General features: G+C 70.1%; 17 protein-coding genes. 9 read left to right on the top strand and 8 right to left on the bottom strand.

Going from position 1 to position 18894, the window contains the following annotated elements; genetic code table 11:
* The first annotated feature begins 83 nt into the window (after positions 1-83).
* Both H5J26_RS10760 and H5J26_RS10755 read left to right on the top strand, forming a co-directional pair.
* Positions 84-1526, top strand: a complete 1443-nt coding sequence (locus H5J26_RS10760; protein ID WP_181765550.1) for an aminopeptidase P family protein — start codon at positions 84-86, stop codon at positions 1524-1526.
* A gap of 189 nt (positions 1527-1715) precedes the next feature.
* Positions 1716-2735, top strand: coding sequence for a PP2C family protein-serine/threonine phosphatase (locus H5J26_RS10755; protein ID WP_181765555.1), 1020 nt, complete (start codon positions 1716-1718; stop codon positions 2733-2735).
* Between the two features lie 26 nt (positions 2736-2761).
* Here the strand turns inward: H5J26_RS10755 and H5J26_RS10750 are convergent, their stop codons facing one another.
* Complete coding sequence (locus tag H5J26_RS10750; RefSeq protein WP_181765549.1) at positions 2762-3244, bottom strand: ATP-binding protein; 483 nt, start codon at positions 3242-3244, stop codon at positions 2762-2764.
* A gap of 270 nt (positions 3245-3514) precedes the next feature.
* Between H5J26_RS10750 and H5J26_RS10745 the strand changes: the two genes are divergently transcribed.
* The 6 genes from H5J26_RS10745 to efeB all read left to right on the top strand — a co-directional run bounded on the left by H5J26_RS10745 (position 3515) and on the right by efeB (position 10070).
* Positions 3515-4423 carry a hypothetical protein gene (locus H5J26_RS10745; RefSeq protein WP_181765548.1) on the top strand — a complete coding sequence of 303 codons (909 nt, stop codon included), beginning with the start codon at positions 3515-3517 and terminating at the stop codon, positions 4421-4423.
* A 105-nt stretch (positions 4424-4528) separates the two neighbouring features.
* A complete protein-coding gene (locus H5J26_RS10740) occupies positions 4529-5257 on the top strand; it encodes a YcnI family protein (RefSeq protein ID WP_181765547.1) in 729 nt (242 codons plus the stop codon).
* A 128-nt stretch (positions 5258-5385) separates the two neighbouring features.
* Positions 5386-6057 (top strand): SCO family protein, encoded by a 672-nt coding sequence (locus tag H5J26_RS10735; RefSeq protein WP_181765546.1) that lies wholly within the window; start codon positions 5386-5388, stop codon positions 6055-6057.
* Positions 6054-6539 carry a copper chaperone PCu(A)C gene (locus H5J26_RS10730; protein WP_181765545.1) on the top strand — a complete coding sequence of 162 codons (486 nt, stop codon included), beginning with the start codon at positions 6054-6056 and terminating at the stop codon, positions 6537-6539. Before H5J26_RS10735 ends, H5J26_RS10730 begins: the two co-directional genes overlap by 4 nt.
* Positions 6540-6646: 107 nt before the next feature.
* Entirely contained in the window at positions 6647-8647 is a 2001-nt protein-coding gene (locus H5J26_RS10725) for a copper resistance CopC/CopD family protein (protein WP_181765554.1), read from the top strand.
* Between the two features lie 163 nt (positions 8648-8810).
* Positions 8811-10070, top strand: coding sequence for an iron uptake transporter deferrochelatase/peroxidase subunit (gene efeB / locus H5J26_RS10720; RefSeq protein ID WP_181765544.1), 1260 nt, complete (start codon positions 8811-8813; stop codon positions 10068-10070).
* A 116-nt stretch (positions 10071-10186) separates the two neighbouring features.
* Here the strand turns inward: efeB and H5J26_RS10715 are convergent, their stop codons facing one another.
* Both H5J26_RS10715 and H5J26_RS10710 read right to left on the bottom strand, forming a co-directional pair.
* A complete protein-coding gene (locus H5J26_RS10715) occupies positions 10187-11584 on the bottom strand; it encodes an FAD-binding oxidoreductase (protein WP_181765543.1) in 1398 nt (465 codons plus the stop codon).
* Positions 11577-12224: a TIGR03086 family metal-binding protein gene (locus tag H5J26_RS10710; RefSeq protein WP_181765542.1), complete on the bottom strand. Its 648-nt coding sequence runs from the start codon at positions 12222-12224 to the stop codon at positions 11577-11579. Before H5J26_RS10710 ends, H5J26_RS10715 begins: the two co-directional genes overlap by 8 nt.
* Positions 12225-12325: 101 nt before the next feature.
* Here H5J26_RS10710 and H5J26_RS10705 point away from each other — a divergent pair, with 101 nt between their 5' ends.
* A complete protein-coding gene (locus H5J26_RS10705) occupies positions 12326-13336 on the top strand; it encodes a helix-turn-helix transcriptional regulator (RefSeq protein ID WP_181765541.1) in 1011 nt (336 codons plus the stop codon).
* Positions 13337-13412: 76 nt separating this feature from the next.
* Here the strand turns inward: H5J26_RS10705 and H5J26_RS10700 are convergent, their stop codons facing one another.
* From H5J26_RS10700 to H5J26_RS10680, 5 genes are all read right to left on the bottom strand, one after another.
* The gene (locus tag H5J26_RS10700) at positions 13413-14159 is read right to left on the bottom strand and encodes a hypothetical protein (protein ID WP_181765540.1); all 747 of its coding nucleotides are present in this window, start codon (positions 14157-14159) and stop codon (positions 13413-13415) included.
* 307 nt (positions 14160-14466) lie between these two features.
* Positions 14467-15306 (bottom strand): HAD family hydrolase, encoded by an 840-nt coding sequence (locus tag H5J26_RS10695; protein ID WP_181765539.1) that lies wholly within the window; start codon positions 15304-15306, stop codon positions 14467-14469.
* Positions 15303-16580 (bottom strand): serine--tRNA ligase, encoded by a 1278-nt coding sequence (gene serS, locus H5J26_RS10690; protein ID WP_181765538.1) that lies wholly within the window; start codon positions 16578-16580, stop codon positions 15303-15305. The genes H5J26_RS10695 and serS overlap by 4 nt, the downstream gene beginning before the upstream one ends.
* 537 nt (positions 16581-17117) lie before the next feature.
* Positions 17118-18047, bottom strand: a complete 930-nt coding sequence (gene pheA, locus H5J26_RS10685; RefSeq protein WP_181765537.1) for a prephenate dehydratase — start codon at positions 18045-18047, stop codon at positions 17118-17120.
* A gap of 122 nt (positions 18048-18169) precedes the next feature.
* On the bottom strand, positions 18170-18892 hold the full coding sequence (locus tag H5J26_RS10680; RefSeq protein ID WP_181765536.1) for an ABC transporter permease subunit: 723 nt from the start codon (positions 18890-18892) through the stop codon (positions 18170-18172).
* Positions 18893-18894: the final 2 nt, after the last annotated feature.

Raw genomic sequence — 18894 nt, 5'->3', positions numbered from 1 at the left:
CTCCATGCCCTGAGTGACCAGCTTCCGCGCGCCCCTGGGCCCCCATACGATGGAAAGCGGTCGAACACCAGGAGGAGGCAGACGTGGCGGAACCCGCTGACGAGCAGCCCATCAAGCAGCGGAAGAACGGCCTCTACCCGGCCGTATCCGACGAGCTGGCTGAAAACATGAAGACCGGCTGGGCGGACACCGAGCTGCGCGGGCTGGAACCCGTCGCTCAGATCGAGCACACGGCGGACCGCCGCGCCAGGCTGTCCGCTCGCTTCCCGGGCGAGCGTCTGGTCATCCCGGCGGGCAATCTCAAGACACGATCGAACGACACCGAGTACAGCTTCCGTGCCTCGGTCGAGTACGCCTACCTCACCGGTGACCAGACCGAGGACGGCGTACTGGTCATGGAGCCCGGCTCCGGCGGCGAAGGCCACGACGCCACGCTGTACCTGCTTCCGCGCTCCGACCGTGAGAACGGCGAGTTCTGGCTGAACGGCCAGGGCGAGCTGTGGGTCGGCCGCCGGCACAGCCTCAGCGAGGCGCAGCAGCTCTACGGTGTGCGCTGCGCGGACGTCCGTACGGTCAGCGACGAACTGCGCGGCGCCACCGGCCCGGTACGTGTGGTGCGCGGCTACGACGCGTCGGTCGAACGCGCCCTGAACGACAAGGTCACCGTCGAGCGCGACACGGAGATGCAGGTCTTCCTCTCCGAAATGCGGCTGATCAAGGACGACTTCGAGATCGGCGAGATGACCAAGGCGTGCGAGTCGACCGTGCGCGGCTTCGAGGACGTCGTCCGGTCGCTGGACAAGGCCGAGGCGACCTCCGAGCGCTACATCGAGGGAACGTTCTTCCTGCGCGCCCGCGTCGAGGGCAACGACATCGGCTACGGCTCGATCTGCGCCGCCGGCCCGCACGCCACCACGCTGCACTGGGTGCGCAACGACGGCGCGGTCCGCTCCGGCGAACTGCTGCTGCTGGACGCCGGCGTGGAGACGCACACGCTCTACACCGCCGACGTGACGCGGACGCTTCCCATCAACGGCCGCTTCACGGATCTTCAGCGGAAGATCTACGACGCGGTGTACGAGGCGCAGGAAGCAGGAATCGCGGCGGTCCAGCCGGGAGGCAAGTACCTCGACTTCCACCACGCCGCGCAGCACGTCCTGGCGACCAGGCTTGTGGAGTGGGGCCTTCTGGAGGGCCCGGTCGAGCGCGTGCTCGAACTGGGGCTCCAGCGCCGCTGGACTCTGCACGGCACCGGTCACATGCTCGGCCTGGACGTGCACGACTGTGCGACGGCCCGCCGAGAGAGCTACGCCGAGGGCACGTTGGAGCCCGGGATGTGCCTGACCGTGGAGCCCGGGCTGTACTTCCAGCCCGACGACCTGACCGTTCCGGAGGAGTACCGGGGCATCGGCGTCCGGATCGAGGACGACATCCTGGTGACGGAGGACGGCAACCGCAATCTGTCTTCCGGCCTGCCGCGAAGCAGCTCGGACGTCGAATCGTGGATGGCACGCTTGCGTAGCTGAACAAAGCGGATTCGAACCGTCCGGCCGGTTCCGGGCCCACTTTCGTCACAGTGGCGCCCGGAATCGCTCCAATGCATAACCTTGCATCTGTCTGGCGCCCCGATTCGGTCGATCTTGCGCCTGTCCCGGTCAAGGAAGAGAGCAACATCGGTGGTCACGCTTCGATTCCGGCCCCGCCTGCTGGCGGCTATGCCCTTCATCGCGATGGGCATCGTCGCTCTGGTCGACCTGACCGCGGGGCCCGGGATCGGTTTCCTTCCGATGATGGCGCTGGGGCCCGCCTTCGCCGGCCTGATCGGAAACGTACGGCGAAGCGTGGTGATCGGGGCCGTCGCGCTCGTACTGTCCCTGGGGCTGAGCATCCACAACGACCAGCTCGGCGACCGCGCCGGCTACACCACGGCCTTCTCGGTCGCCGGCGTGGCCGTCGCGGGAGTCGCAGCGACCTCGATGCGCAAGCGCCGCGAAGCCGAACTCGCCAGCGTGCGGTCCATCGCCGAGGCCGCGCAGCGCGTACTGCTGCGCCCCGTGCCGCGCAGTGCCGGGCACCTGCGCGCCGCCGTCTCCTACACCTCCGCGATGGCCGACGCCCGCATCGGCGGCGACCTGTACGAGATGGTCACCTCGCCCACCGGCGTGCGGATCATCGTCGGAGACGTGCAGGGCAAGGGGCTGGAGGCGGTCGAGACGGCCGCCGTCGTCGTCGGCGCGTTCCGGGAGGCCGCCTACGACGAACCCGATCTGATGGCGGTCGGCCAGCGGCTGGAACGTGCCCTCGCCAGGCACCTGCTCGGGGAGAAGTTCGTGACGGCCGTCCTCGCCGAGGTCCGCGAGAGCGGGGACCGCGCCACGCTCCTCAACTTCGGTCATCCGGCGCCGCTGATGATCCGGCCGGACGGCCGCGTCGACTTCGCCGAGCCGCCCGAGCGCGCCCTGCCGCTGGGGCTCGACCTGGAGGACGGCCCCGCCCCGGAGCCGCACCGTGTGCCGTTCGTCCCCGGCGACCAGCTGCTGTTCTACACCGACGGTGTCAGCGAGGCCCGCGACCGCATGAACCGCTTCTACCCGCTCGACGAGCGCGGCGACCTCTTCAAGGACCCCGACCCGGACGCCGCGCTGGCAGCCGTGCGCCTCGACCTGGCCGAGCATGTGGGCGCTCCGCCGCACGACGACGCGGCGATGCTGCTGCTGCGCTACCGCGACCGCTGAGCCCGGGCGCCCACCGCGAGGGCGGCTCAGCCGGCGGCGAGCAGGGGGCTGCTCCCCGGTCCGTGCTTCTTCCTGCCGAGCGAACCCTCGTGCCCGTGCTGCCACTTGAGCGTCTTGTCGAACGTGACGACGGCGCCCCCGCGTCCCGGCCGGTTGCGTACGCGTACGTGGTCGGCGAGGCACTCGATGAGGAAGAGACCGCGACCGCCCTCCGCTTCGGACGGCCGGCTCCTGGGCCGTCGCGGCGTCGCCCGGAATCCGGGGCCGGAGTCGGCCACCTCGATACGGCACTTGTCGCCGTCGAGGTAAGCGGTCACGCAGTACGCCTCGGACCGCTCGCCCGTCCCGTGCTCCACCACGTTCGAGCACGCCTCGGAGAGGGCGAGCGAAAGCTCGTAGGAGACCTCGCCGTCCACCCCCGCGCGCTCCATGGCGTCGAGCAACAGCCGCCGGGCGAGCGGCACGCTGGCAGCTTCGCGCCTCAGTTGGAGACACCACCACATGCTCATGCTCAACCCTCCACAGGCCGAGGCTCGACGGTTGGCCCCCGCAGGGGACCGCCCCGGCCATGGGCTACGTATTGCCGGAGCGGGCGTGCCGTACGCACTCGGGTCTGTGCATCCCGTCCTTTCGGAGGACGTGGGGAACAACGCCCGTACAGGTGTGCACCGCATCCGGCCTGCGGCGACGCCCTGAGGCCACTGTGGCGAGTGAGACCATTCGGGCGTTTCGACCCCTGGGGTATACGGGTGGGGAACCGGTGAGATGATGGCGCGGCGATGACTGCCGGGGCGGATCTGAGACTCCTGCGGACCGCGGTGTTCACCGCGGTCTGCGTGACGTTGTCCGCAGGCGGTCACTCCCTGACGGGCGGGGGTCGCATACCGTACTGGTCGCTCGGCGCCGCCTGTGCCGTCATCTTCGTGATCGCGTTGCCGCTGGCCGGCCGCGAACGGTCGCTTCCGGGCATCGCCGGGCTGCTCGCAGCCGGTCAACTGGGGCTGCACACGCTCTTCTCCTGCGCCCCGGCCCCCTCGGGGTCTGCGGCTGCCGGCGCCCACAGCCACGGCGGTATCGACGTGCGGGGGCTCGCCGCGCGGCTGCTGTGCGGTGAAGAGTCCGCCGGCCGCATCAGCGAGTCCCGTGCCCGCCAGGTCGTCTCCGACGCGGGCATCGACCCGGGCCGGCTGAGTGGCGGCACGGGCATGTCCGGCCATGAGGGGCTCGCGCACCACCACGCCGCAGGGCACGCCTCGCATCACCCCGCCGGACACGGTGCCGACGCTGCGGGAAGCGCGATGTCCGCGGCCGACACCCCGCTGGAGTGCCTGCGCAGCGCGGCCCACGCGGCCCTCTCCTTCTTCGACGTGCCGATGCTGCTCGGGCACCTCATGGCGGCACTCGTCCTCGGCTGGCTGCTCCGGCGCGGTGAGACCGCCCTGTGGCAGCTCGTCCGGCTGTCCGCTCGCTCCGCCCGCGGCGCCGGCGTCCATGTGCGCGCGCTGGGCACCGCGTTCGCGCTCGTACGGGTGCTGCGCGGAGGGCTGCTCCCGGACCTGCCGCAGGAGCACTGCTTCGAGGGCACGTGCGAGCAGCGCGCGCCCCGCTCCGTACTGCTGCACCACTCGGTGCACCGGCGTGGACCGCCGCGGACGGGCCCGCAAGAGAGCTTCGCACTCGCGGCCTGACGCACGACGCCTACGACGGAACGACGGCGTGCGCCTCGTCGCGCACCCAGTCCTGTGCTGTCACGTCCATTCCGTGTTCCGTCCTGTCCATCAGGAGCAACAACTATGAAGAGCACTCCGCGTCGTCGTCTCGCTGTCGTCGGCGCTCTTGCCGCCACCTCGGTCGTGCTGTGTGCCGGGCCGGCCCTCGCCCACGTCAGCGTGGATCCGGAGCAGGCCGAGCAGGGCGGCTACAGCGTCGTGAACTTCAAGGTCCCCAACGAGCGCGACGACGCCGCCACCACCAAGCTCGAAGTCAACCTCCCGACCGACCACCCGCTCGCGTCCGTGATGCCGCAGCCGGTGCCCGGCTGGGACGTCAAGGTCACCAAGTCCAAGCTGGACAAGCCGATCGAGATGCACGGCGAGAAGATCACCGAAGCCGTCACCAAGATCACCTGGACCGGCGGGAAGGTCGAGACGGGAGAGTTCCAGCAGTTCCCTGTCTCGATGGGCCAACTCCCCGAGGACACCGACCAGATCGCTTTCAAGGCGCTCCAGACGTACGACGACAAGGAGGTCGTGCGCTGGATCGAGGAGCCGAAGGAAGGGCAGCCCGAGCCTGAGAACCCGGCGCCGGTGCTGAAGCTGACTCCCGCGTCCGCGGAGCACTCCGACGCCAAGGGCGGTGCGGCCGGCAGCGCCGAGAAGGCCTCGGCGGAGGACGGCGGTTCGAAGGACGCCGAGGCGAGCGGCACGGACAGCACCGCCCGCGTGCTCGGTGTCGTCGGCATCGTCGCCGGCGTCGCGGGTGTCGCCTTCGGCGTGCTGGCGGGACGGCGCCGCAGCGCCTGACCCCGGTCCTCGGGGCGCCCGCACCCGCGCACACGCGTGAGTGCGGGCGCCCCGGCCCGGGCGCGAGCCCGCCCGTATCCAGGAATCAGCAGAAGCGAAGAAGCAGGAAGTCAGAAAGCCAGTGCTCTATGCGTAAGACCAGAACTCTCACCACTGCCGCGCTCCTCGCGGCGTGCGCCCTCGCTCTGTCGGCGTGCGGCAGTGACGGCGGATCGGAAGGCGGCAAGGGCGGCGAGGACACGGCCGTCGCCTCCTCCGAACCGCAGAAGAAGGGCGGTGTCGTGCTCGAGACGCCCTTCGAGAAGCCGGACCTCACCCTCACCGACACCAAGGGCGAGGAGTACGACCTCATCGAGGAGACCAAGGGCGAGCCGGTGCTGCTGTACTTCGGCTACACGCACTGCCCCGACGTCTGCCCGCTGACCATGAGCAACATCGCCGTCGCCAAGTCCAAGCTGACGCCGGCGCAGAAGAAGAAGCTCCGCGTCGTGTTCGTCACCTCGGACCCCAAGCGGGACGACCCGAAGGAACTGGGCAGTTGGCTGCGCGGCCAGGACCCCTCCTTCGTGGGACTCACGGGCGACTTCGACACGATCCAGGCGGGCGCCAAGACCGTCGGCGTCAGCATCGAACCCTCGTACAAGAAGAAGAACGGCGACGTCGTCTCCACGCACGGCGCCCAGCTGCTGGCCTTCTCGCCGAAGGACGACAAGGCCCACGTCCTCTACACCGAGGGCAACACGGGGCCGGAGGTCCTGGAGAAGGAACTCCCCCGGATCATCAAGGGGGAGAACCCGTGACGCCCGCACAGAGGATCCGCCGGGCCGCCGCCCTCGCCACGGGCGCAGCCGGACTGCTCGTACTCACCGCATGCGGATCCGGACCCGGCTCCGGTTCCGAAGCAGACGCCTCCCCGCCGAAGCTGACCGTACGGGACGCCTACGTACCGGAGCCGGTGACCGCCGACATGGCCGGCGGCTTCCTCACCGTGCGCAACTCGGGCGGTACGGCCGACAGGCTGACGTCCATCGAGAGCACGGACTTCGGGGACGTACAGCTGCACAAGACGGTCGGACAGCAGATGCAGCGCGTGAAGTCGCTGCGCGTGCCGGCGAACGGGGAGCTGCGCCTCAGCCGGGGCGGCAAGCACATCATGTTCCTCGAACCGGAGCGGAAACCGGTGAAGGGCGAGAAGGTGCCCGTGACGCTCCACTTCGCGAAGTCCGACCCCGTCAAGGTCTCAATGCCGGTCGAGGCCACCAACCACGTACCGGAGAAATGAGGGACTGACTCGTGCTGCTCACCACTCGGCGCCCGCGTGGGGCCGTCGCACCGCGCACCACGTCCGGTGCACTCCTGTGCGCGCTGCTGTGCACCGTCCTGGGCGCGATGCTCACGGTGCTCGGCACGGCCGCTCCGGCATCGGCGCACGCCGTGCAGACCGACAGCACCCCGGCGGAGGGGTCGGTGGTGAGCAGCGCTCCCCGGGAGGTCACGGTGACCTTCTCCGAGGAGGTCTCCATGTCGGACGGTTCGATCAGGGTGCTCGGCCCCGACGGCAAACCGGTCGACGACGGCAAGGTGCGCGTCGTCAAGAGCGCCAAGGTCGAGCGTGGTGTCGGCCTCAAGTCCGATGTCCCGGACGGCACTTACACCGTCGCCTGGAAGGCCGTCTCCGCAGACAGCCACCCCGTCGGGGGCGCCTTCACCTTCTCCGTCGGCGCACCGTCGAAGACCACGGCCCAGATCCCGGGGGGCGGCGAGGACTCCGGGGTCGGCCTCATCGACGTGCTGTACCAGTCGAGCCGGTACGCCGCCTACGCGGGCTTCATCCTGCTCGTCGGCGGTGCAGCCTTCGTCATGGTGTGCTGGCCGCGCAACGCGTCGGCCCGGCGCCTCCAACGGCTCGTGGTGACGGGATGGCTGACGCTCACGGCTGCCACGTTGCTCATGCTGCTCCTGCGCAACTCCTATACGGGAACGGGCCAGTTGAGCAGCATGTTCGACCTCGCCGGCCTGAAGGCCGTGCTCCAGTCGAAGCCCGGCGCGGCGCTCGCCTCGCGGCTGCTGCTGCTCGGGACGTCAGCGGTGATCATCTCTGTGCTCTTCGGCTCGTACGGGAACCGCGAGAAGGACGTGGAGGAACGCCGCGATCTCGCGCTCGGGCTGCGCCTCGGCGGCGGTGCCGTCGCCGTGGGGATCGCAGCGACGTGGGCGATGTCCGAACACGCCTCCACAGGCGTGCAGGCGGAGCTGGCCATGCCGGTCGACGTGCTCCATCTGCTGGCCGTCGCCATGTGGCTGGGCGGTCTCGCCGCCGTCCTGACGGCGCTCCACTGGGGCCCGTTCCCCACGCCCGCGACCGTCAGGCGCTTCTCGCAGACGGCGTTCGCGAGCGTGCTGGTCCTGACGGCGACGGGGCTGTACCAGTCCTGGCGCCAGCTCGGCTCCTTCACCGCGCTCACCGGCACGTCTTACGGACAGCTGCTGATGGTGAAGGTGGGCCTGGTCGTGCTGCTGGTCGGGATCGCCTCGATCTCGCGCAGCTGGGTGGCTCAGCTCGGCGAGGCGAAGGACGGTGCCGCCGACGCGGAGGCGCCGGCGGTACGGGAGCCGGCGGCCGTGGGGGCGAACGGCGGCGGGGGCGGGGGCCGATCGGCATCCGCCACGGAGTCCGGTTCGGGTTCCGGTTCGAGTCCCGGTCCCGTCGAGGGAGCGGAGGACGAGCCGGAGGCGGAGCCCTCCGCCCGTACAGCTGACGAGGAGCCGGACAAGGCGCCGGACGGCGAGCCGGACGAGGCGGAAGCAGACAGCACCGCGCGGGCCGGCCAACTCGCCCGCCAGCGCAAGGCCGTCGAGAAGGAGCGCCGCCGCAAGGAACGCGAGGCGGACCCCCACCGTGCGGGTCTGCGCCGGTCGGTGCTCGCCGAAGCCGCGATAGCCGTGGTGCTGCTCGGGGTGACGACCGGGCTCACCAACACCGAGCCGGGCCGTACGGCGGAACTCACGCAGGCGGGGAGCGAAGCGAAAGCCGACCGTCTCGGTCCTGTGAAGAAGGTGATCCCGTTCGACACCGGAGGCAAGGGGGGCAAGGGCACGGCCGAACTGTGGATCACGCCCGGCCAGTCGGGTGGCAACTCCCTGCGAGTCATGACGAAGGGCCCCGACGGGAAGCCCCTCGACGCGTCCGAGGTGCTGGTCGCCCTTACCCTCCCCTCGAGGGATCTCGGTCCGATCTCCGTCACCTTCGAACCGATCAACGACAACAAGAGCCGCTGGCGTTCCCAGGTCGTACAGGTGCCCCTGGCCGGCAAGTGGAAGGCCGCGGTGACGTTGCGTACCTCGGACATCGACCAGGTCACCGAGTCCAGGACGGTCCGCATCGACTGATCCGGAGGCCGCAGGACATGACGGATACGTCAGACAGGCCCACATGTCCGTGATCCGATGAGAATGCGAACTCGGGAGCAAGGATGTATGTGATCACGCGCTCATTCGCACACCCGAACGTGCGCCGGAGAACTGCCGCCCCCGGAACTCGCTAGGAAGAGCCATGACCCAGCACGATCACGAACCTCACGGCGTCTCAAGACGCCGGCTCATCAGCACAGTCGGCGCTGCGGGGGCCACGGGCCTCGCGGTCGGCGCGACAAGCGGTGCCGTCGTCCAGGCCACCGCCCAGAGCGCCGCGCAGGCGCCCGCACCTCTGGCCAGCGTCGGCTCGACGCGTGTGCCCTTCCACGGCACACACCAGGCGGGGATCACCACGCCGGTGCAGGCGTTCGGCCATCTGGTGGCCTTCGACCTCCTGGCGGGCTCCGGACGCAAGGAGGCCGCGGCGCTGCTGCGGCGCTGGTCGAAGACCGCAGAGCTGCTGATGGCCGGCAAGCCCTCTCCGGACGAGCCGACCGGCATCGCACTCGACGCCGGGCCGTCCTCGCTCACGATCACCTTCGGCTTCGGCCGTACCTTCTTCTCCCGCACGGGACTCGAGAAGCAGTTGCCCACCCAGTTGGCGCCGCTTCCCGACTTCTCCGGCGACGCCCTCGACAAGGCCCTCTCCAACGGCGATCTGTGGGTGCAGATCGGCTCCGACGACGGACTCGTCAGCTTCAACGCGCTGCGCGTCATCCAGCGCCAGGCCGCCGGCACCGCACGGCTGCGCTGGCAGATGAACGGCTTCAACCGCACGCCCGGTGCCACCAAGCGCCCCAAGACCACGCGCAACCTCATGGGCCAGGTCGACGGAACCAACAACCCCAAGCCCGCCGAGGCCGACTTCCAGCAGCGGATCTTCGTCCCCAAGTCCGGTTCGGGCTCCGCTTCGTGGATGGCGGACGGTTCCTACGCCGTCGTACGCCGCATCCGGATGCTGCTCGACGCCTGGGACAAGGAGTCGCAGGCCCGGCAGGAGAAGGTCATCGGACGTCGCAAGTCCGACGGCGCCCCCCTCACGGGCGGGAGCGAGAGCACCGAACCGGACCTGGAGAAGCGGGGCCCCGACGGCTCTCCCGTGATCGCCGCCGACGCACATGTCCGGGTCACCGCACCCGAGACCAACGGAGGCGCGGCCATGCTGCGCCGCCCCTTCTCGTACCACGACGGGTTCCTGGAGGACGGTGCTCCGGACGCCGGTCTGCTCTTCGTCGCGTGGCAGGCGGACCCGCTGCGCGGCTTCGTGCCCGTGCAGCGCAAGCTCGACCGCGGGGACGCCCTCTCGCGCTTCATCCGGCACGAGTCCAGCGCGCTGTTCGCCGTGCCGGGCGGCCCCTCGAAGGGCGAGTACGTGGGGCAGGGCCTGCTGGAGGGGTGACCTACTGAGAGGCCTGACGGACGGGGAGGCGTGACTACGAGCTCTGGAACTCGGCGTCGCGCCTCCCCGTCACCGTTCACACAGCGCTCCGTACGGAGAGCACGGACCGCCTGCCGTCACTCCGGCGCGGCCGGTGCACCCTGATGGAACCGGAAGAGGTTCACCGGGTCGACGAGCGCCTTCAGGCCGGCAAGACGCCGCTGGTCGTCGGCGCCGTGAGCGGCCCGTACCCCGCCGTGCGCAGTCTGGACGGGCCTCCCGTAGCGGAAGTTGAGGTTCGAACCGACCGTCCAGGGCGACACCGCGTCGAAGACCTTCTCGTGCAGCGCCTCCGGCACAGCCGGATCGCCGCCCTCCGTCACCGACAGCACGACCAGCAGAAGACTCGCGTCCCGGCAGCGCACCGCGTTCGGCGGCTCCGGGGCCCGCGAGAGCGCACCGCCCATGTGGCGCAGGCTGACCACCGTCATCAGGGGAGCCTTTGGACCGGTCAGCTCCAGCACCCTTCGCAGCGCTGCCGGATCCGGACATTCACCCAGCAGGACGTTGCCGCCCCGGTACGCGTGCGGCTGATCCGGTTCGTTGTAGACGCCCGCGGACTCGGTGTACGGCATCGTCCGCAGCGTCTCCGACACTCGCGGCCCGATCGCGAGCAGGGGCGCCACCAACCGCTCGCCCTCGGCCTCCGTGCCGTTGAACGCGACCTGCACCTGGGCCACGTACCGGCCGCGCAGTTGTTCCGGCAGCACCGGGATGTCCGGGTACGCCAGCAGCGTCACCGACGAGGTCAGCTCTTCCGGAACGGTCCGCGTCCACTCCCGCCACCGCTGAAGCACGGCCTCCGCCAGCTCGCCGTCGAAGATCAACTGCCCGCCGTAGAAGTGCTCCAGAGGCATCAGCTCGATCTCCATCCCCGTCACCAGGCCGAATCCGCTCCCACCGCCGCGCATCGCCCAGAACAGATCCGGTTCGCTCTCCTCCGTCAGGTGACGCAGACGGGCGTCCGCCGTGACGACGTCGATGCTGCGCACGTGGTCGGCCGCGTAGCCGTACTGACGGGCCAGCAGCCCGATGCCACCGCCGAGCGTGTACGACACCGCGCCCACCCCCGGGCCCGAACCGCTCAGCGGAGCGAGCCCGTGCCGCGCCGCCTCCTCGACGACCCGGCCCCAGCGCACCCCCGCCTCGATCCACGCCGTACGGGCCCCGGCGTCCACGCGTACGTCGGTCATGCGGCGCGTGCTCACCAGCACACCGCCCTCCACCGGGGCGGCCAGCCCGTGCCCCGTCGCCTGCACGGCCAACGGCAGCGCGTGCTCGGCCGCGTACTTCACCGCCAGGCGCACGTCCTCGGCGACCGTCGCGCAGACGATCACGCCGGGACGGTGCCGGTACCCGGTCTGGAAGCCGGACCGCTCCTCGTCGTACCCGTCGTCGCCCGGAATCAGGACCGGGCCGCGTACGAGCGAGCGGGGAAAGCCGTCCGGGAGGCCGGCCGCCGAGCCGTCAGGCACGCGCGTCCTCGCTTCCCTGCACGCCGGTGTCCCAGCTGCGTCCCAGCCAGGCTGCCAACTCCCCGTACGCGTCGGCGCCTTCGGGCGCGGGCAGCGCGGGGCCGAAGGGCACGTCCTCGCCGCGCCGCTCAGCGGGCGCGGCCTGCTTGGCGATCTGCAGCGCGAACCGGGCCAGCTCCTCGTCGAGTTCGTCGCTCCGGCCCAGCGCCTGGGCCAGGTCCCACGAATGGGTGACCACCTCCATCACGGAGCCCGAGAGCGCGAAGCGGCCCGGCATGCTCCCCCACGGCACCGTGACGACCTCGTCGAGCTTGGCGTCGTCGGCCCAGGCGGCCTCGAACCGCTCACGGGCCTCCGTGTACGCGGCCGCCCAGCCGTCGTCCGGGACACCGGAGACCCCGGAGTCGACGGTGGAATCGGGATCGACCTCCGCGGCTCCCCCGCCCTCTCCGACCTGGGCGATCCGGTGCGTGCCGCCCACGATGTGGCTCAGCAGGCTGCCCACGTCGAGGGCCTCGCACGGTGTGGGCCGGGTGAGCTGGCCGGGCCGTACGGACGCGAACAGCGCGGACATCTGATCGGCTGCGCGTCCGTAGACGGGCCGGGGATCGGGTGAAGGGGCGGGCGCGGACGAGTTCATGGATTTCTCCGTTCCAGGGATCTGGCGGCTGACCTGCGGTCTCTCGAACCTTCCCCGCTTTTCCTGACACCTGCCGTCAAGTTTTCCTGCATCCTGGCCGTGTGAAGTCCGACCGGCTGCTCTCGATCCTGCTGCTGCTCCAGACCCGCACCCGGGTACCCGCCGACGAGCTCGCCCGGCGCCTGGAGGTCTCCACCCGCACCATCTACCGCGACGTCGAATCACTCTCGACCGCGGGAGTCCCCGTGTACGCCGAGCGCGGCAGGCACGGCGGGATCTCGCTCCTCCCCGGGTTCCGCACCGACGTCACCGGCCTCACCTCGGACGAGTCGCGCGCGCTGTTCGTGCTGGCCGCGCAAGGGGCGCACTCAGCGCTCGGCCTCGACGGCGCGCTCGGATCCGCGCTGCGCAAGGTGATGGCGGCACTGCCCGCACCCCACAGACCCGCAGCCGAACTCACCAGCCGCCGCATCCTCGTCGACCCGGACCGCTGGCTGACCGGGCCGCAGCCGTCCGTCGACCTGGACATCCTCAACACCGCGGTCTTCACCGACCGCCGGCTGCGCATCCTCTACCGGCACGGGGGCGACTCCCGCACGCAGGACTACACGGTCGACCCGTACGGGCTGGTGGCGAAGGCGGGCACCTGGTACCTGGTCGCGGACCGTGAGGGGAGGCCGCAGCTGTTCCGGGTCGACCGCGTCCTGGACGCCACGGTCACGGACGCGCCCGTACAGCGCCGGGAGGGCGTCGAACTGGCCGACGCCTGGGAGGTGTTGCGGCGCCAGGTGGAGGAGCGGCCCGCGAACGTCCCCGTGAGCGTCCGGGTCCGCGCCTCGCGCATCGAGATGTTCCGGCGCATCGTCGGGCCCTTCGTCCTGGACGACCTCGGCCCGGCCGACGAGGAGGTGGAGGCGGCGGAGTCCGACGAGTGGGTTCCCGTCAGGCTCGCCTATCCGGTGCTCCGGGCGGTGCGTCAGCTGCTGCAGTTCGGGTCGGACGTCGAGGTCCTCGAACCCGCGGCGGCCCGGGAGGAACTCCTGGGTGTCGCCGCCGAGATCACCTCCCTTTACGGCGGTGACGCGCCCGCGCCGATCAGACACTCAAGCTGAGTGTCTGATCGGCGCGTGCGTCCGGCATCGGGCGTCCGGCACCGGACGTCTTATGGCGACGCGGTCCGGGACCGGATCAGCGGTCGCGCCGGTGTGACCGCCTGCGGGCGGATTCCCGGGCCAGCCTGTTGACGTCGTGACGCATGGTCCGCATGTCCTCGCCCATGTCGACGAGACGCTGACTCATCGCACCCACCACGCGTTCGGTGGCGACCTGCCGCCGCTCCATCTCGGCCAGCCGGTGGTCGACCCGCTCCAGGCGGACGGACATGCGGCCGATCACCGGGCCGAGCTCCTGGAGGACCGAACCGATGTGGGAGACGGCGGACTCGACGTTCGTCACCCGGCGGTCGAGCGAGGCATAGCCGGCTCCTGCGGGGGCGGCAGTCGTGTCCGCCCCCGGCCGGGTGCCCGCCTCGGCGTCAAGGAGGTACGCGCGAACCCGCCGGGCGATCTCGCTGTCGCGCAGGAGCATCGCCACGTTGAGGATCGTGCGGCGGGTGAAGACGGCCACCTGACGCCGCATCTGTGGATAACTTCCTGCCGCCACATTTGTGACACTCAAGTTGAGTGTTACAAATTCATGCAGGTCAGAGCCTCGCAGGACCTTGAGGCCGTTGCCGTCGAGCTCTCCTCGATGCCGGCTGAGCAAGTTATGCACAGCCTGCTCGCCCACCTCGAAGTACTCGGCGACGTCCTTCGTCGTCGCGTGGATCCCGTCGGCGGACAACGCCAACGCCTTCACCTTGTCGAGGACTTCGACCCTGTGGCCAAGATCGCCGCGGAGACTGCGCGATTCGAGCAGCACTGATTCGGTGTACACGAGGAAACCCCTCCTGGGGCCGTACGGACATGACGGAACAGGCCCACTTCCAGGGGCCGTCAGGTGTCCGTATCCAGGAGCCAGGAGCGGAGATCAGCTCATGTCTTCCATGTACTGCACTACCGGCAAGGGACTTCGCCCCCGGCTTCGTCCGGGGACCCGCTCAACCGGCCACCACCACTTCACGCACTCTCGCCGTCACGTATTCAGGTCGCCTCCGCGCACCTGAGAAAACGAGCGGATAGTCGTATGGTCACGGCCCTCTCGAACCTGCTCTCGAGTCCGGCCGGGGGACGGGAGTGCGGAGTCAGGCTGCGAGCAGTCGCTCCAGGTGGACCGCGATGCCGTCCGCGTTGTTGGAGGCCGTCACCTCGTCGGCCACGGCGAGCAGTTCGGGGTGCGCGTTCTCCATGGCGACACCGTGTGCGGCCCATCCGAACATCGGGACGTCGTTGGGCATGTCGCCGTACGCGATGGCCTCCGCTGCCCGGACGCCCAGTCGCCGCGCTGCGAGCGACAGTCCCCTCGCCTTGCTGAGCCCCAGCGGCAGCAGCTCGACGATGTCCTCGCCGGCCATCGTGATGCTCACGAGATCGCTTGCGACGGTACGGGCGATCTTCACCAACTCGTCGTCGCCCAGGGTGGGGTGCTGGAGATACAGCTTGCTCAGCGGCTCCGCCCACAGCTCGGCGGAATCGGTGATGTGCAGCGTGGGCAGGGGGCCCGGCTGCACGCGGTAGCCGGGGCCCGCCAGCACCTCGCCATCGATGCCGTCCCGTGCGGCGGCGAGCGCGAGCGGCCCCGTCTCCGCCTCGATCTTCCCGAGCGCCAGGCCCGCGAGCTGCCGGTCGAGCGTCACGGACGTCAACAGCCGCTGACGGCCCGCGTCGTAGACCTGCGCGCCCTGGGCACACACGGCAAGCCCCGTGTGGCCCAGGTCGGCCAGGATGTGCTTCGTCCACGGCACGCCGCGTCCCGTCACGACGATGTGCTCCGCGCCCCGCGAGGCAGCGGCGGCCAGGGCGTCGCGCGTACGCCCCGAGACCGTTCCGTCGTCACGCAGCAGCGTGCCGTCGAGGTCCGTGGCGATGAGCCGGTACGGGAACGGGCCGGGCGGGGGCGACGCCCCTTCGGGCTGGTCGCTCACTTGCCCACCGGCTCCAGGACCTCACGCCCGCCCAGGTAGGGACGCAGCACCTCGGGCACCCGGACCGAGCCGTCCGCCTGCTGGTGGTTCTCCAGCAGCGCGACGATCGTGCGGGGCACGGCGCACAGCGTGCCGTTGAGGGTCGCCAGGGGCCGCACCTGCTTGCCGTCCCGCATGCGGATCGACAGCCTGCGGGACTGGAACTCGGTGCAGTCCGAGGTCGAGGTCAGCTCGCGGTACTTGCCCTGGGTGGGGATCCACGCCTCGCAGTCGTACTTCCTGGCGGCGGAGGATCCCAGGTCGCCGGTGGCCACGTCGATGACCTGGAAGGGCAGCTCCAGGCCGGTCAGCCACTGCTTCTCCCACTCCAGCAGCCGCAGGTGCTCGGCTTCGGACTCCTCGGGAGCGATGTACGTGAACATCTCGACCTTGTCGAACTGGTGCACCCGGAAGATGCCGCGGGTGTCCTTGCCGTAGGAGCCGGCCTCGCGCCGGAAGCAGGGCGAGAAGGCGGCGTAGCGCAGGGGGAGCTTGGACGCGTCGATGATCTCGTCCATGTGGTACCCGGCGAGGGGGACTTCGGAGGTGCCGACCAGGTAGAGGTCGTCCTTGTCCAGGTGGTAGACGTCCTGCGCGGCCTGGCCGAGGAAGCCCGTGCCGTCCATCGCCTGCGGCTTTACCAGCGCCGGCGTCAGCATCGGTGTGAAGCCGGCCTCGGTCGCCTGGGCGATCGCCGCGTTGACCAGCGCCAGCTCCAGCAGGGCACCGACACCGGTGAGGTAGTAGAAGCGGGAGCCGGAGACCTTGGCGCCCCGCTCGACGTCGATCGCGCCGAGGAGCTGCCCGAGTTCGAGGTGGTCCTTCGGCTCGAAGCCCTCGGCGGCGAAGTCGCGCGGGGAGCCGATCGTCTCGCGGACGGTGAAGTCCTCCTCGCCGCCCACCGGCACATCGGGGTGGACCAGGTTGCCGAGGAGGCGGAGCAGGCGCTGTGTCTCATCGGCGGCTTCGTCCTGCTCGGCGTCGGCGGCCTTCACCGCGGCGGAGAGCTCACCGGCCTTCTTCAGCAGCTCGGCCTTCTCGTCGCCCTCGGCCTTCGGGATCAGCTTGCCGAGCTGCTTCTGCTCGGAGCGCAGTTCGTCGAAGCGGACGCTGGACGACCTCCGGCGTTCGTCGGCGGAGAGCAGCGCGTCGACGATGCCGACGTCCTCTCCACGGGCGCGCTGGGATTCGCGGACACGGTCGGGGGCCTCACGGAGCAGTCGAAGGTCAATCACCCCGTCAGGGTACCGGTGGGATCACCGCGCCTGGACAGAACATTCCAGTAGGTCATTCTGAGCTAATTGTCCCTTTTGCCGAGATTGATGATCTTTCACGGCTCGAAGCCGCATGATCCCCTCCGCGGGGCAAGCCCTCCACTCGTGAGGCGCTTCCCATGTTCGCGCACCTCAAGGGCAGTTGGGCAGGGTGCCGGAGCTCGGCGCCCGCCGAGTTATCCACAGCTTGCGCATCGTCTTGCGATCTTTTCCACAGCCCCCGCACCGAGGCTGTGGAAATGGGAGGAGATCGTTCCGAGAGATTCCGGACCGCCCCGGAATTCCCGTCGCAAACCTGCAATAAGCACTCATACGAGCGGGGTTGAATCACCCCAAAGGGTGGGACGAAGGAATTGAAGTGACGAAGACCAATGGAAACCCTTGTGGATGTCTATGAGGTCTCCATGCCGCTTTGTCGACAGTGTCCGTTTCGCCCTCTCAGGTTGTACACAGGTCACCCGTTCCCCTGTGGATAACTCTGTGGGCTGCGTCGATGGCTCAGCCCCGGCCGTCCAGACAGCGCATCAGCCAGTCGGCGGCCTCGACGAACTCCGCGTCCGTCGTCCCCGGACGCTCGGTCGCACGCCCTTCGTCGGCCCGCGGATACGAGCCGAGGTAGCGCACCTTTTCGCAGGCGCGCTTCAGGCCCATCAGCACGTCCCCGACCCGGCGGTCCTGCAGATGCCCCTCGCAGTCGACGGAGAAGCAATAGCGCCCGATGCCCTCACCCGTCGGCCGCGACTCGATGCGCATCATGTTCACGCCTCGCGACGCGAACTCCTGGAGCACCTCGAGCAGCGCACCGGGGTGGTCGTCGCGCAGCCAGAAGACGACGGAGGTCTTGTCGGCCCCGGTCGGAGCTGCCGGACGCGCGGGCCGGCCCACCAGGACGAAGCGCGTCGCCGCGTTGTCCGCGTCGTGGATGCCGGTCACCAGCGGCTCGAGCCCGTACGTCGCCGCTGCGAACTCACCGGCGAACGCGGCGTCGTAGCGGCCCTCCTGCACCAGCCGTGCACCGTCCGCGTTGGAGGCCGCCGACTCCCACAGCGCGTCCGGCAGGTTCGCCGCCATCCAGCGCCGCACCTGCGGCTGCGCGACCGGGTGCCCGGTCACCGTCTTGATGCTCTCCACGGTGGTCCCGGGGCGTACCAGCAGGGCGAAGGCGATCGGGAGCAGCACCTCGCGGTAGATCATCAGAGGCCGGCCGCTCGCCAGTTCGTCGAGCGTCGCCGTGACGCCTCCCTCGACCGAGTTCTCGATCGGCACGAGCGCTGCCGCGGCCTCGGAGTTCCGTACGGCGTCCAGTGCCGCCGGCACGGAGACCATCGGCATCAGTTCGCGTGTGGCGGCCTCGGGGAGGGTGCGCAGAGCGGCCTCGGTGAAGGTGCCCTCGGGGCCGAGGTAGGTGTAGCGGCTCGCTGGTGACATACGGCCACGGTAGTCGCGTCACGGAGCACGCGTGACCGCCGTCTCATCAGACGGGCGGGTGCGGGCTACGGTCACGCGTGACCGTAGCCCGCACCCGCCCGTCACTCACGCACCGGGGGTGCTCACTCCTCCCCGGCCAGCTTGAGCGTGCGCAGCTTGCGGACGGCGTACCAGGTGCCGCCGAGAGTGACGACCAGGAGCAGCGTCACTCCTGTCGGAACCCCGACTTCGGAGGTGATGCCCGCGCCGCTGTCCCCGACCTTCTGTGCCAGCGAGAGCGCCCACTGCTGCACGGACAGGTCGCGCGCACCCGGGACGATGCTGCCGACGAGGGCCTCCCAGATCAGCGCGTAGACCAGCCCGATCACCACGGCGTGCCTGGAGATCGTGCCGAGCAGCAGGAAGAGAGCGCTGTAGGCGACCGAGGCGACGGCCGCGCCCACCGCGTAGGCGACGGCGATCTGCTGGCTGTTGCCGTTGAGGATGTAGCCCGCCAGCAGCGTCGGGATCGCGGAGAAGGCGACGGTCACGCCGATGGCGACCAGCAGCTTCGTGACGATGATGCTGGAGCGCTTGAGCGGCTTGGCCAGCAGGTAGACGACGGACCCGTCGTCGATCTCGGGTCCGATCGCGCCCGTGCCCGCGACGACGCCGATGAGCGGCACCATCGTGGCCATGGCGAAGCTGCCGAGCAGCCCCTTGGCCACTTCGTCGTCGGCGCCGGTCAGACCGCGTACGGCTACGGCGACGACGAGCAGCAGCAGGGGCAGGGCGCACAGGAGCAGCGCGCGGCGCCGTCCCAGCAGGCCCTTGTAGGTGAGCCTTGCGACTGTGTGGTTGTACATCG

The sequence above is a fragment of the Streptomyces albidus (ex Kaewkla and Franco 2022) genome (genome assembly GCF_013870515.1).
Classification (GTDB): Bacteria; Actinomycetota; Actinomycetes; order Streptomycetales; family Streptomycetaceae; genus Streptomyces; species Streptomyces albidus.
This window is presented reverse-complemented; position numbering and strand designations above follow the sequence as displayed.